The organism is Streptomyces sp. NPDC079167, assembly GCF_040686735.1.
In the GTDB taxonomy this organism is placed as follows: domain Bacteria; phylum Actinomycetota; class Actinomycetes; order Streptomycetales; family Streptomycetaceae; genus Streptomyces.
Window position 1 is genome coordinate 195,457 of sequence record NZ_JBFBLO010000001.1, and the last position, 13,258, is coordinate 208,714.

General features: G+C 72.3%; 14 protein-coding genes and 1 other RNA gene. 6 read left to right on the forward strand and 9 right to left on the reverse strand.

Going from position 1 to position 13,258, the window contains the following annotated elements; translation table 11 throughout:
- Positions 1-5: 5 nt before the first annotated feature.
- Positions 6-1,679 (reverse strand): ATP-binding protein, encoded by a 1,674-nt coding sequence (locus tag AB0P41_RS00930; protein WP_356707454.1) that lies wholly within the window; start codon positions 1,677-1,679, stop codon positions 6-8.
- 409 nt (positions 1,680-2,088) lie between these two features.
- Between AB0P41_RS00930 and AB0P41_RS00935 the strand changes: the two genes are divergently transcribed.
- Entirely contained in the window at positions 2,089-3,432 is a 1,344-nt protein-coding gene (locus tag AB0P41_RS00935) for a ricin-type beta-trefoil lectin domain protein (protein ID WP_356707455.1), read from the forward strand.
- Positions 3,433-3,495: 63 nt separating this feature from the next.
- Here the strand turns inward: AB0P41_RS00935 and AB0P41_RS00940 are convergent, their stop codons facing one another.
- Entirely contained in the window at positions 3,496-4,743 is a 1,248-nt protein-coding gene (locus tag AB0P41_RS00940) for a hypothetical protein (protein ID WP_365929267.1), read from the reverse strand.
- Positions 4,744-4,886: 143 nt separating this feature from the next.
- Between AB0P41_RS00940 and AB0P41_RS00945 the strand changes: the two genes are divergently transcribed.
- Both AB0P41_RS00945 and AB0P41_RS00950 read left to right on the forward strand, forming a co-directional pair.
- Positions 4,887-5,018: a hypothetical protein gene (locus tag AB0P41_RS00945; RefSeq protein ID WP_365929269.1), complete on the forward strand. Its 132-nt coding sequence runs from the start codon at positions 4,887-4,889 to the stop codon at positions 5,016-5,018.
- A 120-nt stretch (positions 5,019-5,138) separates the two neighbouring features.
- On the forward strand, positions 5,139-5,606 hold the full coding sequence (locus tag AB0P41_RS00950; RefSeq protein ID WP_356707457.1) for an SRPBCC family protein: 468 nt from the start codon (positions 5,139-5,141) through the stop codon (positions 5,604-5,606).
- 118 nt (positions 5,607-5,724) lie between these two features.
- Here AB0P41_RS00950 and AB0P41_RS00955 read toward each other — a convergent pair whose 3' ends face one another.
- Positions 5,725-6,606, reverse strand: a complete 882-nt coding sequence (locus tag AB0P41_RS00955; protein ID WP_365929945.1) for an NAD-dependent epimerase/dehydratase family protein — start codon at positions 6,604-6,606, stop codon at positions 5,725-5,727.
- Here AB0P41_RS00955 and AB0P41_RS00960 point away from each other — a divergent pair.
- The gene (locus AB0P41_RS00960) at positions 6,488-7,444 is read left to right on the forward strand and encodes a LysR substrate-binding domain-containing protein (RefSeq protein WP_365929947.1); all 957 of its coding nucleotides are present in this window, start codon (positions 6,488-6,490) and stop codon (positions 7,442-7,444) included. The genes AB0P41_RS00955 and AB0P41_RS00960 overlap by 119 nt on opposite strands.
- A 54-nt stretch (positions 7,445-7,498) precedes the next feature.
- On the opposite strand, the gene rnpB is transcribed toward AB0P41_RS00960, so the two are convergent.
- The 3 genes from rnpB to AB0P41_RS00975 form a co-directional block, all read right to left on the reverse strand.
- Positions 7,499-7,898, reverse strand: an RNA gene (rnpB, locus tag AB0P41_RS00965) — RNase P RNA component class A.
- Positions 7,899-7,916: 18 nt separating this feature from the next.
- Entirely contained in the window at positions 7,917-8,450 is a 534-nt protein-coding gene (locus tag AB0P41_RS00970; RefSeq protein ID WP_356707461.1) for a TetR/AcrR family transcriptional regulator, read from the reverse strand.
- A gap of 80 nt (positions 8,451-8,530) precedes the next feature.
- Positions 8,531-8,704 carry a hypothetical protein gene (locus AB0P41_RS00975; protein ID WP_356707462.1) on the reverse strand — a complete coding sequence of 58 codons (174 nt, stop codon included), beginning with the start codon at positions 8,702-8,704 and terminating at the stop codon, positions 8,531-8,533.
- Positions 8,705-8,803: 99 nt separating this feature from the next.
- Here AB0P41_RS00975 and yaaA point away from each other — a divergent pair, with 99 nt between their 5' ends.
- Both yaaA and eda read left to right on the forward strand, forming a co-directional pair.
- Positions 8,804-9,604, forward strand: coding sequence for a peroxide stress protein YaaA (yaaA, locus tag AB0P41_RS00980; RefSeq protein WP_356707463.1), 801 nt, complete (start codon positions 8,804-8,806; stop codon positions 9,602-9,604).
- A gap of 82 nt (positions 9,605-9,686) precedes the next feature.
- Positions 9,687-10,334, forward strand: coding sequence for a bifunctional 4-hydroxy-2-oxoglutarate aldolase/2-dehydro-3-deoxy-phosphogluconate aldolase (eda, locus tag AB0P41_RS00985; protein WP_365929271.1), 648 nt, complete (start codon positions 9,687-9,689; stop codon positions 10,332-10,334).
- Positions 10,335-10,338: 4 nt separating this feature from the next.
- Here eda and AB0P41_RS00990 read toward each other — a convergent pair whose 3' ends face one another.
- From AB0P41_RS00990 to AB0P41_RS01000, 3 genes are read right to left on the reverse strand one after another with little or no spacing between them, the layout of a single operon-like run.
- Entirely contained in the window at positions 10,339-11,601 is a 1,263-nt protein-coding gene (locus AB0P41_RS00990; RefSeq protein ID WP_356707465.1) for a bifunctional RNase H/acid phosphatase, read from the reverse strand.
- On the reverse strand, positions 11,601-12,344 hold the full coding sequence (locus AB0P41_RS00995) for a C4-type zinc ribbon domain-containing protein (protein WP_356707692.1): 744 nt from the start codon (positions 12,342-12,344) through the stop codon (positions 11,601-11,603). Before AB0P41_RS00995 ends, AB0P41_RS00990 begins: the two co-directional genes overlap by 1 nt.
- Entirely contained in the window at positions 12,341-13,177 is an 837-nt protein-coding gene (locus AB0P41_RS01000) for a Nif3-like dinuclear metal center hexameric protein (RefSeq protein WP_365929273.1), read from the reverse strand. Before AB0P41_RS01000 ends, AB0P41_RS00995 begins: the two co-directional genes overlap by 4 nt.
- Positions 13,178-13,258: the final 81 nt, after the last annotated feature.

Here is a 13,258-nt window from a genome sequence, read left to right on the forward strand (position 1 = left end):
GTGGACTAGTCGCTCTCTTCAGTGCGGTTGGACTCACGGCCGGCAGTCGTCTCGCGGGCGCCCGGGTCGGCGTCCGCGGTCGTCGCCCCCGGTGGAGCGCTTTCGCGCCCGGCGGTGGCGAAGGCGGCGAGGCCGGCGAACGAGGAGTCCGGCGGCACGGGGACCACGGACTCGGTGGTCCGGTCGGTTCCGCCCGGCCTGGTTTCCGGCGTGTCCGCCCGCCTGCTCCTGCGTCGCGGCAGGCCGCCGGGCGTGGTGTCCATGGCGTCGATGGCTTCGGTGCTTTCCACGGGCACGGCGGCCCGGGCCGGCTCGGGGACCGGCTCGGCCCTCTCCACGGCGGGCCTGGCCGGCTCGGTGACGGGGGCGGACAGGTGGCTGAAGTACTTGTGGGGAACCACCACGACCACCGAGGTGCCGAGCCACGGCGAGTCCGCGAAGGTGACCCGGATGCCGTAGCGGCGGGCGAGGGCGCCCACCACACGCAGGCCGAGGTTGGCGTCCTCCGAGATGCCGCCCAGGCCGGGCCCCTGCGAGGTACCCGCGATGGCCTGCTCCGCCTCGCGCTTGCGCTCGTCGGTCAGGCCCTTGCCCGCGTCCTGGATCTCGATGCCGACGCCGTTGGGCACCTCCTTGCCGGAGACGACCACGGGCTCGGTCGGCGGCGAGTAGCGCGCCGCGTTGTCGAGGAGGTGGGCGAAGATCAGGGTGAGGTGGTCCACCAGACCGCCGTCGACGCCGAGTTCGGGCAGGTGACGGACCTGGATGCGGTTGAAGTCCTTGATGCGTCCGATGCCGCCGCGGACCACGCTGAGCAGTCGCTGCGGCTCCTGCCACTGGCGTCCGGGCCGGTCCGAACCACCGAGCACGCCGATGCTGGCGGCCAGACAGTCGGCGGGGCCGATCTCCTGGTCCAGCTCCATGAGGCCCTGGGCCACGGCGGGCAGCCGCCCGTGTTCGCCCTGCATCTCGTGGAGCCTGCCGCGCAGCCGGCCCGTCAGCACGTGGATACGGCTGCCGATGCCGACCACGGCCTGCTCGGCCGACGTGGAGCGGTTCAGCTCCTCCTCGACGGCGAGCAGCGCGTTCCGCTGGACCTTGCGCAGCGCGGCACGCAGCTCCGGTCCCGCGTCGGCCTCCTGTGCGGCCTCGGCCAGGATGTCGTCGATGGCCTCGCCGTCCCTCAGCCGCGCGACGGCCTCGGGGAGATGGCGGTCGCCGAGCCTGACGACGACGTCCTGCTGGAGGGCGAGCCGCTCCTCCGTCGCGCGGGCCCGTTCGGCGATGGCGGTCTCGTACGCCTGGGAGTGCTCGGCGAGCCGGGCCTCGAAGGCCGCCGCCTGCTCGCCCAGCTGAGCTTCCAGGGCGGAGCGCTCGGCCGCGAATCTCTGTTCCCTGCCCCGCACATCCGCGTACAGCTGCTGGGAGTGCTCGGCCTGCGCCGAGCGGAAGTCGTCGTTCGCCCGGCCGAGCCGGGCCCTGGTCCGCACGAGGAGCCGTACGCAGACCGCGCCGGCGACGGTGACCGCGGCACCCGCGAACGTCGCCGGTATCTGGACCTCATCGGGTCCCGCCACTGCGGTGACGACGGTTCCGGCTCCTAAGGCCAGCGGCATCAGCCACCAGCCGTACCAGGCGACCGGTGTACGTGCCACCGGGGGTGGAGTGGCAAGTTCCATCTGCATCCTTCGAGAGCAACACAATTCGAACAGGGGGGAGTCGCGCACACACCGCAACGCCACACGCGAGCGGGCAGCGCGGCGGCGGCCGAGTGAGTTCGAGTCAACTCGCCGCGCCGCAGGGGAGCCTATCGGGTTACGGACGCAAGTGATCAACTCCCCTCCGCATACCGGAAGGTACGGGATCGGCCGCCGGCCGGAACCCGGCGGCGGCCGTGACTCCACCACGGGTGAAGACGTCGGCAGGGGGTAGGGAGTACGGAGGAGAAGCCCTTCACCCCGACCACGTACGGGAGTTCGAGAGGGCAGACGGGCGGGGAGAAGGGGCAGACCCTTCGCACCCCTCCGGGCATCCGATGTGCCCCCGGGTCCGCTGACACGGGGTCCGGTCCGGTCCTATCGTCGACTGGTGGACCTATGGACTTCTTTGGAACCCGCGTCGACCACGGTGGATCCGGGCAGCAGTACGACCGTCCGGCTGCGGCTGCGGAACACCGGTGACGTCGTGGACGAGTACCGCTTCGAACCCGTAGGCGGCCTTGCCCCCTGGATGGCCGTGGAACCGCAGACGGTCCGGCTCTATCCGGGTACGACCGCGACGGTGGAGCTGACGATCGCACCGCCACGCACTCCCGACGCGACGGCCGGGCCGAATCCGTACGCGGTGCGGATCACACCGACCGAGCACCCCGAGGCCACCACGGTCCCCGAAGGCAACGTCACGATCACCCCGTTCACCGAGCTCAGGGCCGAACTGGTCCCTCCCACGGTCAAGGGGCGCTTCCGGGGCCGGCCCAAGCTGGCCGTCGACAACCTCGGGAACACCAAGCTCACCGCGTCGGTCAGCGGGAGCGACAACGGGGACGCCCTCTCCTACGACATCCGCCCGGGCAGCGTCCAGGTCGAGCCCGGCCGTGCCGTCTTCGTCGACGCGACGCTGAAGCCCCGGCAGATCACCTGGTTCGGGTCGAAGGAGCAACGGCCTTACACGCTGGCCGTCCAGAGGTCCGGGGCACAGCCCGTGGACGTGGACGGCACCTACGTCCAGCGCAGCTTCCTGCCGGGGTGGCTCGCCACGGCGCTCGGTATCGCCCTGGCCCTCACCATCACGTTCGTCATCATCTGGCTCTCCTACAAACCGAAGGTGAGCAGCCTCGCGACGGAGAAGGTCGCCGACTCCCCGGTCAGCACCCTGCCGCCGTCCGCTTCTCCGCCGGCCGCACCGTCGCCGCAGGCCGAGTCCAAGGCGCCCACCGTCGAGCCCACACCGGAGAAGGAGGACGCCGGCGAGGAAGCGCCGAAGGAGCCTGCCGGCGGCGGTGGCGGCGCCGAGCCCGAGAAGAAGCCCGCCCCGGCACCGGGGTCACAGATCATCAGCAAGGCTGCCGGGCGGTGCATCGAAGCGACGGGCCAGGTGGACGGCGAGGCCAGGGACGGCACGCATCTGACGGTCTGGGACTGCAAGGAGAGGGCCAACCAGAAGTGGGAGTTCCTCAACGACGGCACCGTTCGCTCGCTCGGCATGTGCATGGATGTGGCCTGGGGTGCCAAGGAGGACGGCACCGTGATCCAGCTCGCGCGGTGCACCGGGGTCCCGGCTCAGAAGTTCGTACTGAGCGGTGAGGGTGACCTGGTCAATCCGCAGGCGAACAAGTGCGTGGACGCGCAGGACGGAGGCCGCGCCGACGGGGACCCGCTGCGGCTGTGGACGTGCGCCGGAGTGGCCCATCAGAAGTGGCGGCTCGAGGGCTGAACCGCGCGGCCCGTGTCGCCCCGTCGTTCGACCGACGGGGCGACACGGGCCGGTGACGCCTGATCACCAGTTCTTGTGCTGGACCTCGCCGAGGTCGCAGAAGGTGCAGCCGGTGCTCAGGAAGTCCTCCGTGCTGCGGAACTCCTCGTCGGCCAGGTGCCATCGGAGCCAGGCGGTGATGATGTGCTGGCCGTTGCGCGTGGCGAGGATGTGGTCGGTGTCGTCGAGGACGTCGAGCCACACCGGCACATCGGTGTTGGTGTAGTCGCGTCGTACGTTCTCGGTGGCGAAGTCCTCGTCACCGCCGATGTAGAGGGCCGGATTGCGGAGGCTGTCGGGGCCGTTGCCGTCGAAGGAGCCGCCGGCCACGTGGACGGTGGTCTCCAGCCGCGGCTCGTCGGCCACGTCGAACGTGCCGATCGATCCCCGGGAATGACCTCCGAAGGCCACCTCGGACAGATCGAGGTGTGAGTACAGCGGACTGCTCGGGGCGGCGTTCTGGTCCTCCAGCCAGTCGAGGGCGTCGACCATGTAGTCGCCGCTGCTGGACGAGACCTCGCTGTAGACGACGAACCCGTGGGACGCCCACTGGCGCAGCATGTCCTCGTAGGCGGCGGGGTCGGAGCCCGCGCCCGGGCCCCAGACGAAGACCGGGTGGTCCACACCGTCCCGGCCGGCGTCGGCCGGACGGACCAGCCATCCGTCGCCGCCGGGACCGGCGGATTCGTCGACGGTCACCGCGTAGGGCCCGGGTTCGGTGACGTCGTCCACCGGAGGCAGGGATCCGGCCGGAGGATCGGTCGGGCCTCCGTCGTCCTCGGCTTCGACGAGCACGTCGTCGACGGTCAGCGTCTCCAGGAGGCTGCCGGCGTCCAGCGAGAACCGCAGCCGCAGGTCACCTCCTTCGGCCGCGGCCGGCAGGGGGAACGACACCGCACCCGTGGCGGTGCGCGCCGATTCCAGCGTCGTGAACGAGGCGCCGTCGACCGAGTAGGCCACGGTGAAGGCCTCCCCGAGGTCAAGGCCCGAAGCCGTCCGGGTGTAGGACACGGTCACGTCGCTCAGCCCGGTCAGATCGACGGGTGCGGACACCAGGGTGGCAGCGGAGACCGGCGAACCGCTCAGCCGGGCGCCGTAGGTGCCGGTCCTGACGGAACCGGAGGCGGTGAAGGTGCCGAGCCCGTCGGAGAAGTCCTCGCTGTAGACCGCGGTGGTGGCTGAGGCGGGAGTCGCCGTCATACCCGTGGTCACGGCCATGACGCCGACGGCCGCGGCGCCGATCGACCGCAGGCGCCCTCTGATGCGAGACATGGATGGATCCCTTCTGGCCGCGCCGGACGGCTGCGTCGGCGCACCCGTGTCGGTGACGCGAGTCATGCCTGCTTCCGATGACCGAGGTGCGTCCCGGCATCGGCTCATGTCGATTGAAGCGGGCGCCGGGAAGGGAGGAATCCGTGAAATCACCGGGCCTGGCCACCGCCACCGCCGCTTCCGGCGCCCCGGACCACCGGCGGGCCGAAGAGGTGACAGCGACGGCGTACTCCCGCGCGTCAGTGGCCGGGCGCCCCTCCAAGGCCCGAGGGTGAAGGGGCTGCGCACCGGGTCCGGCCATGGGGCGGCGGCGTCCGCGGCTTCCGGGACGACGCCGTGCACCCGTCTCCGGGGAGCCGCAGGGCGCGTCCGTTCTCTGAAGTGGAGTGATCCGTATGGCTCGGGCCCGCCGTCTGATTCCGGCCCCGCCCTCCGAGGTCTGGCGGCTTCTCTCCGATGGCTACCGCTACAGGGAGTGGGTGAGCGGAACGCGGCAGATCCTCTCCGCCGACCCCCACTGGCCGGAAGTGGGCGCGCGACTGAAGGTCCGCGTCGGCGCGGGCCCCTTCGTGCTCGACGACACGTGTGTCGTCCGTATCTGCGAGCCGGAGCGCCGTCTGGAGCTGGAGGCGAAGGCGGATCCCTTCGGCGCGGCCCGCATCGCGATGCACCTGATCCCCTGGGCCGACCACACCCTCTTCCAACTGGACTGGCACCCGCTCCGCGGCCCCGGCACGCGTATGCACGGCCTGCCCGTGGACTACGTCGTCGGTGTCCGCAACGGGGTGATGCTCACGAAGTTCGCACGCATCGCCCTGCGCGAACACCAGTCGGGTGCTCGGGGCGCGCCGCTCCCCGGCTGACGGCCAGTCCGCCGTTCGAGGAACGGTCACGCCTCACAGTCGTCATATTTTCGGCGCCCCTCCGGAAGACGCGAACCCTTGCCATGTGCCGGCCTCGTCGCGATTCGGATTCCTGCCGTCAGCCGGCGGAGAAGTAGTGCCCGTTGTCCAGATCGGCGAGCAGGCCGGGCCGAGCGGGTTCCCAGCCGAGGGTCCGACGGGTGATGAGGCTGGACGCCGGATAATTCTGCGTGACCATGTTGGCGAGGAATCCGAAGTATCCCGGAACCATCAGTACGTCCTCGGGAATACTCACGGCGGGCAGGCCCAGACGGCTGCCGATGGCCTCCGCGATCTCGCGGAACGGGATGGCCCCGTCCCCCACCGCGTGCCAGTACCTGCCGGCCGGCCCCTTCTCCAGCGCCGAGCGGAACAAGGAGACGACATCGCGGGTGTGCACGGCGTTCCACAGGTTCGCGCCGTCACCGGGGTAGCCGGCGACGCCCTTCTCCTTCGCGAGGGCGATCAGCGTGGGGAGGAAACCGGTGCGGTCGGTCGTGCTGTGCGCGATGTTGGCGATCCGCACGACCGAGGACCGCACTCCCCGCTCGGCGAGGCCGACCACGGCGGTTTCCACGACGTTACGAGCCCGCAGGGTGCCCTTGTACTCGTCCCCGCCGGGAAGCGCCGGGTCCTCCTCGGTGGCCGGCCGGCCCAGGTGCTGTCCGGGCGAGCCGATGCTCCCCGCTGCGACGAGCGGCTTTCCGGTGCCGGCCAGTGCCTCGCCGTACGCGAGCACGACCGAGAGCTCCGCGGCGGCCACGGCGTCGATCCCGCCGGTGGGAAGCAGGTCCTGCCTGTGGGCGACATGGATGACGCCATCGGAGTCCGCGGCCGCCTCCATGAGCCCGTCGAGATCCTGGAGCCCGCCGCGGCGCACCTTCGCACCGAGCGCGGACAGCGCCGCCGCGGCACTGTCCGAGCGGGCCAGGCCGGTGACCTCGTGCCCGGCGGCGATCAGCTCGGGAACGGTCGCACAGCCGGTGCTCAGTCGGCAGATCCGCGCGCTCGAACAGGATCTCGGCGCCTCACTGTTCGTCAGGGATCGCCACGGCGTAGCGCTGACCGACGCGGGCCGGCAACTGCTGGCCGACGCCGGTCCGCTGCTCGCCTCCGCGCACGCGGTCCGCCGCCGGGTGACCGAGGCCGCGCGTGGCAGCCGGCGGCTGACGGTCGGCTTCCGGGCAGGCATCGCGGTCATCCCGGCGGCGCGGGCGTTCGAGGCCCGGCACCCGGACGTGGTCGTGGACGTACAGCGGATCGAATGGGGTGACCAGGCCGCGATGCTGCTCGACGGCCGCATCGACGTCGGCTATGTGCGGCTGCCCATCGACGGGACCGGCCTGCGCGTCACCCCGCTGTACACCGAGCCGCGGGTGGCGGTACTGCCCGCCGGCCACCGGCTGGCCGGCGAGAAGGAGGTCACGGAGGCCGACCTGGCCGGCGAACCGCTGGTCTGGCACGCCGACCCGAGCACGCAGCCCACCAGGCGCCCGCATCCTGACGCCGGGTACCTGGTGCGCGGGGTGGACGAGACCCTCGAGCATGTCGCGGCCGGCCGGGGCATCTCGTTCCTGGCCCGTTCGGCGACCGTGTTCTACTCACATCCGGACATCAGCTATGTGCCCATCCCGGACCTGGCGCCCGACCAGGTCTGCCTGGCGGTGGCGGCATCGCGCACCTCGCCGGTGGTCGATGACTTCCTCACCGCGGCCCAGGCGATGGCCGAGACCACAGCGGAATGCGGGAACTATGAAATGTGGCAGCTCGGAGGCGCTGCCGCCGCCCGACACGGTTGAGGCTGCTTCGACCCGGGGCCGGGAAGCGCTCAGTTGTACAACCGCAGGTGGCGGCAGACGAGTCGGGCTGTACGCCGGGTTCTGTCGCCCGGTCGCCTCGCGGCGGCCGGGGAGACGGCCATCCATCTAGGACCGGCATTGCTGCCGGCCTCGTGCGGTCTACCCGCGAACTCGGGCGGGCAGCCCTCGGACGTTCGCGCAGGAGCACCGGGGTGCTCCCTCTTGACCTTGCTCCGGGTGGGGTTTACCTAGCCGCCTGAGTCGCCTCAGGCGCTGGTGGTCTCTTACACCACCGTTTCACCCTTACCGGGGACCGAGGTCCCCGGCGGTCTGTTTTCTGTGGCACTGTCCCGCGGGTCACCCCGGGTGGCCGTTAGCCATCACCCTGCCCTGTGGAGCCCGGACGTTCCTCGGGAGGATCCGGGGATCCTCACGCGGCCGTCCGCCCGGCTCGTCTGCCGTGGTGACCATGCTACCCGGCGGGGGCGGGGGTGAAGGCCGCGATGCCGGCCTCCCAGGCCGCCGAGAGGTCGGCGCCCGGAGGGAAGCGGCCGTTGAGCTCCAGGACCACCATGCCGTGGGCGAAGGCCCAGGCCGCCCTGGCCCGGTCCTCGTCGCCCCCGGCGGCACGCAGCAGCGGGGCCGCCGCCACGTCCGCCGCCGCCGCGGCGGGGAGGGTGCGGCCCATGGTGAGGAGGTAGAGGTGCGGGTGGGCCAGGGCGTAGGTGCGGTACGCCGTGGCGAGCGCGGAGAAGGAGCCCGGGGCCGCCGCCTCGGCTGCCGCCAGCACCCCGGCGGTCTCCCGGAGCATCTCGGTGGCCAGCGCCGCCACGACGGAGGACTTGTCCGGGAAGTGCTTGTACAGGGACGGCGCCTTGACGCCCACCCGGTCCGCCAGCCGGCGCATGGTGAGCGCTTCGGGGCCCTCCGCCTCCAGCAGGACGCGCGCGGCGGCGATGATCTGCCGGGGTCTGCCGGCCGTGGGGACGGTGGCGAGGTCAGTCACGCGGGAGACCTTCCCTGGTACGGAGTCGCTACGCGGTCCGCAGCAGAGGACTGATCGTACGAGAGGGGGACAAGACGTCCTCACTCGGGCGCGAACAGCACCTTCGACGAGCCGGGATCGGCCTGGGTGAGGCGGACCCGCAGCGCGCGGAGCACCCATTCGGGCGGCTGCCCTCCGGCGGCGGCGGCGAGGCACAGCTCGGCGGCGTAACGGTCGATGCCATCGAGCGTAGGCCGGGGCGAGGGGCTCGGCATACCGGTCTCCGGGGCGGGCTCCGGGTGGGCCGGCCCGTACCCTTGCCGGGGGCTCCCACGCGCCGCGGAGCCCTGTGCCGCGTGTGAAGGAGAACCCCCGTGCTCGTGCTGTTGCCGCCCTCCGAAGGTAAGGCCGCTTCGGGGCGCGGGGCACCGCTGAAGCCGGAGTCCCTGTCCCTGCCGGGCCTCGCCGACGCGCGGGCCGCGGTCCTCGACGAGCTGGTCGAGCTGTCGACGGCGGACGAGGAGAAGGCCCGTGAGGTGCTGGGCCTGAGCGAGGGACTGCGCGGCGAGATCGCGAAGAACGCGGAGCTGCGCACGGCCGGGACACGGCCGGCCGGGCAGATCTACACCGGGGTGCTGTACGACGCCCTCGGCCTGGCCTCGCTGGACGCGGCGGCCAAGCGGCGGGCGGGGAAGTCGCTGCTGGTGTTCTCCGGTCTGTGGGGCGCGGTGCGGGTGGGTGACCGGATCCCGTCCTACCGCTGCTCGATGGGGGTGAAGCTGCCGGGGCTGGGGGCCCTGAACGCGTACTGGCGTGCCCCGATGGCGTCGGTGATGCCGGAGGCGGCCGGGGAAGGGCTGGTCCTGGATCTGCGCTCGTCCGCGTACGCCGCGGCGTGGAAGCCCTCGGGCGAGGTCGCGGAGCGCACGGCGAGCGTGCGGGTGCTCCAGTCCCAGCTGGTGGACGGGGTGGAGAAGCGGTCCGTGGTCAGCCACTTCAACAAGGCGACGAAGGGCCGGATGGTCCGCGATCTGCTGCTGGCCGGGGCCGACCCCAAGGACCCGGCGGAGCTGGTGGAGGCGGTGCGTGACCTCGGCTACGTGGTGGAGGCGCGGGCTCCGGAGCGGGCGGGCCGGCCGTGGGCGCTCGACGTGGTGGTCACCGAGATTCACTGATCCGCGCAGCCGGACCGACACTGCGTTGCAACATGCGCAACGTGCGTTGCGCAGTGTGCGGTTCTCGCGGCAGGATGGCCCCATGACCTCCTCCGTGCCCGCCGCCGTGTCCGCTTCCGTCCTGGACCTCGCCCCCGTCGTCCCCGTCGTCGTGCTGGAGGACGCGGCCGACGCGGTGCCGCTGGCGCGCGCGCTCGTGGCCGGTGGGCTGCCCGCGATCGAGGTAACGCTGCGGACGGCCGCCGCCCTCGACTCGATCCGGGCGATCGCCTCGGAGGTACCCGACGCCGTGGTCGGCGCGGGCACGGTGATCTCCCCGGCGCACGTGACCGCGACCGTCGCGGCCGGAGCACGCTTCCTGGTCAGCCCCGGCTGGACGGACGCCCTGCTGGACGCGATGAAGGCGTCGGGTGTGCCGTTCCTTCCGGGCGTCTCCACGACGTCCGAGGTGGTCGCGCTGCTGGAGCGCGGGGTCACGGAGATGAAGTTCTTCCCCGCCGAGGCCGCGGGCGGCACCGCCTATCTGAAGGCACTGGCGTCGCCGCTCCCCCAGGCCCGGTTCTGCCCGACGGGCGGTGTCTCGCTCGCCTCCGCACCGTCGTATCTGGCACTGCCCAACGTGGGCTGTGTCGGCGGCAGTTGGATGGTCCCGGGGGACGCGGTGGCGGCCAAGGACTGGGCGCGTGTGGAGCGGCTGGCCGCCGAGGCGTCCGCGCTCGGCGGCCGTTGATCCGCTACCGCAGGTGTGAGGTGTCGTTGAGGAGCCTCAGCGACGGGTTCCCGTCCGCGTAGTACGCCACCGTCGAGACGGACGCGGGCGAGAGCTCCATGCGGAACAGCGACTCGGGCGGTGCGCCCAGCGCGAGCCGGACCAGGGTCTTGATCGGGGTGACGTGCGTGACCAGGAGCGCCGTGCGGCCCGCGAGACGCGCGATCAGCCGGTCGCGCGTCGCGGACACCCGCTCCGCCACCTCGGCGAAGCTCTCGCCGCCGCCCGTGGGCGCCGCGTCGGGGGACGCCAGCCAGGTGGTGAGGTCGGATGCGTAACGCTCCCGCACCTCACCGAAGGTGAGCCCCTCCCAGACCCCGAAGTCCGTCTCGCGCAGGCCCTCCTCGATACGGACCTGAAGGCCGAGCCTGGCCGCCACGGCCTCCGCCGTCTCACGGCAGCGCCGCATCGGGGAGCTCACGACCTCCTGGACCGTGCCCCGCGCGGCGAACGCCTCCGCCGCGCACGCGGCCTGGCGGCGGCCGGTCTCCGACAGCTCCGGGTCGCTGCCGCCGCTCCCCGAGAACCGCTTCTCGGGGGTCAGGGCCGTCTCACCGTGCCGCAGCAGGATGAACGTGGCGGGCGCGCCCAGGTCGGGTGCACTCCCCCAGCCCACCTGCGGCGTCGTGGGCGCGCTCCGCGGAGCGGCCTCCGAGGGGCGGGCTGCCGCCATGGCGGCGCGGACCTTCGCCGCGCCCGCGGCGGCGTCACCGGGCGGTCCCGACCGGGGCGGCGGGTCCGGGACGACCAGCGTGCGCACCGTCTCCACGTCCGCCGTCGAGGCCGCGGGATCCCACTGCTCGCCCCGTTTGCCCGCGTCCATCGCCTCGTTGGCGAGCCGGTCGGCGTGCTTGTTCTCCGCGCGGGGGATCCACTCGTACGTGACCGAGGAGGCCGGGAGGACACGCCCGGCCTCCTCGGCGAGCGGCTTCATGTCGGGGTGCTTGATCTTCCAGCGGCCCGACATCTGCTCGACCACCAGCTTGGAGTCCATCCGGACACGGACCTGCACGTCCGTGTCCGGGAAGAGCTCCTTCACCGCCCTCAGGCCGGCGATCAGGCCCCTGTACTCGGCGACGTTGTTCGTCGCGACGCCGATGTACTCGGCCTTCTCGGCGAGGGTCTGGGCGTCGGCCGGGTCGACGACGACAGCGCCGTAACCCGCGGGTCCCGGGTTGCCCCGGGAGCCTCCGTCGGCCTCGACGACCAGCTGGCGGGGAGCGGACATTACAGGCCCGACTCCGAGGTGCGTACGAGGATGCGGTGGCAGTTCTCGCAGCGCAGCACGGTGTCGGGGGACGCGGCCTTCACGTCGTTGACCTCGGTGATGTTCAGCTCCAGGCGGCAGCCCTCGCAGCGGCGCTGGTAGAGCCGTGCGGCGCCGACGCCGCCCTGCTGGGCGCGCAGCTTGTCGTACAGCTTGAGCAGGTCGGCGGGGACGGCACCCGCGACGACCTCGCGGTCCTTGGCCACGGTGGCGGTCTCGGAGTCGAGCTCCTGGGAGGCCGCGTCCCGGCGGGCGGTCGCGTCGTCGACCTTTGCCTGCACCGCGCTCACGCGCTCGGTCAGTTCGGCGACGCGCTCCTGGGCGGACTCGCGGCGCTCCATGATCTCGAGGACGACGTCCTCCAGGTCACCCTGGCGCTTGGCCAGCGAGGTGATCTCACGCTGGAGGCTCTCCAGGTCCTTCGGCGAGGAGACCGCGCCGGAGTCGAGCCGCTGCTGGTCGCGGACGGCGCGCTGGCGCACCTGGTCGACGTCCTGCTCCGCCTTGGTCTGCTCGCGGGTGGTGTCGCTCTCCTCGGTCTGCGAGGCGACGAGCAGGTCGCGGAGCTGCGCGAGGTCGCTGTTGAGCGACTCGAGCTCGGCGTGCTCGGGCAGCGAGGTGCGCTTGTGGGAGAGCTGCGACAGACGTACGTCGAGTGCCTGGACTTCGAGGAGTCGGATCTGGTCGGCGGGCGCGGCGTTCAGTTGGGGGCTCCAGAAGAGTGGTGGGTGGTCCAGGGGTCGGTGACCTGCTTCGAGACATGGACCCGCAGGTCCCATCCGTGGCGGTCGGAAATTGCGTCGAGCTGCGCGGCGGCCTGCTCGCACCAGGGCCATTCGGTGGCCCAGTGTGCCGCGTCGACGAGACCGAGCGGCGAGTGCTGGACGGCCTCGGAGGCCGGGTGGTGGCGCAGGTCCGCGGTGAGGAAGGCGTCCACCCCGGCGGCGCGTACGGCGTCGAAGAGGCTGTCGCCGGAGCCGCCGCTCACCGCGACCCTGCGCACGAGGGCGTCGGGGTCGCCGGCCAGCCGGACGCCCTGCGCGGTGGCGGGCAGCCTGGCGGCCGCGCGGGCGGCGAAGTCGCGGAGGGTCTCGGGGTGGTCGAGCTCGCAGATCCGGCCGAGTCCTCGGCGCCCACCGGCGTCGGTGGCATCCGGCACGAGGGGGCCGGTGACCCGCAGGTCGAGGGCGCCCGCGAGGGCGTCGGACACCCCGGGATCGGCGGTGTCGGCGTTGGTGTGCGCGACGTGCAGGGCGATGTCGTGCTTGATGAGCCCGTGCACGACCCGGCCCTTGAAGGTGGAGGCCGCGACCGTCGTCGTACCGCGCAGATAGAGCGGGTGGTGGGTGACGATCAGCTGGGCGCCGAGGGTGCCGGCCTCGTCGGCGATCTGCTCGACGGGGTCGACGGCGAAGAGGACCCGGTCGATCTCCGCTGCGGGATCACCGCAGACCGTGCCGACGGCGTCCCATCCTTCGGCCCGCTCGGGAGGCCAGAGGGCGTCGAGCTCGGCGATGACTTCAGACAGACGGGGCACGTGGGAAAGGCTACCTGTCCGCCGTGGCCCGGCGCCCCTGGCGGCCGGGGCCCGCACTGCGGGACCGGCTGCCAGGGGCGA

What these genes read in the sequence shown, in the direction of transcription:
- AB0P41_RS00990 (WP_356707465.1), bottom strand. Translation starts at nt 11,601, where the DNA reads ATGTCCGCTCCCCGCCAGCTGGTCGTCGAGGCCGACGGAGGCTCCCGG.
- eda (WP_365929271.1), top strand. Translation starts at nt 9,687, where the DNA reads ATGACCTCCTCCGTGCCCGCCGCCGTGTCCGCTTCCGTCCTGGACCTC.
- AB0P41_RS00960 (WP_365929947.1), top strand. Translation starts at nt 6,488, where the DNA reads ATGAGCCCGTCGAGATCCTGGAGCCCGCCGCGGCGCACCTTCGCACCG.
- AB0P41_RS00950 (WP_356707457.1), top strand. Translation starts at nt 5,139, where the DNA reads ATGGCTCGGGCCCGCCGTCTGATTCCGGCCCCGCCCTCCGAGGTCTGG.
- AB0P41_RS00930 (WP_356707454.1), bottom strand. Translation starts at nt 1,679, where the DNA reads ATGGAACTTGCCACTCCACCCCCGGTGGCACGTACACCGGTCGCCTGG.
- AB0P41_RS00975 (WP_356707462.1), bottom strand. Translation starts at nt 8,704, where the DNA reads ATGCCGAGCCCCTCGCCCCGGCCTACGCTCGATGGCATCGACCGTTAC.
- AB0P41_RS00940 (WP_365929267.1), bottom strand. Translation starts at nt 4,743, where the DNA reads ATGTCTCGCATCAGAGGGCGCCTGCGGTCGATCGGCGCCGCGGCCGTC.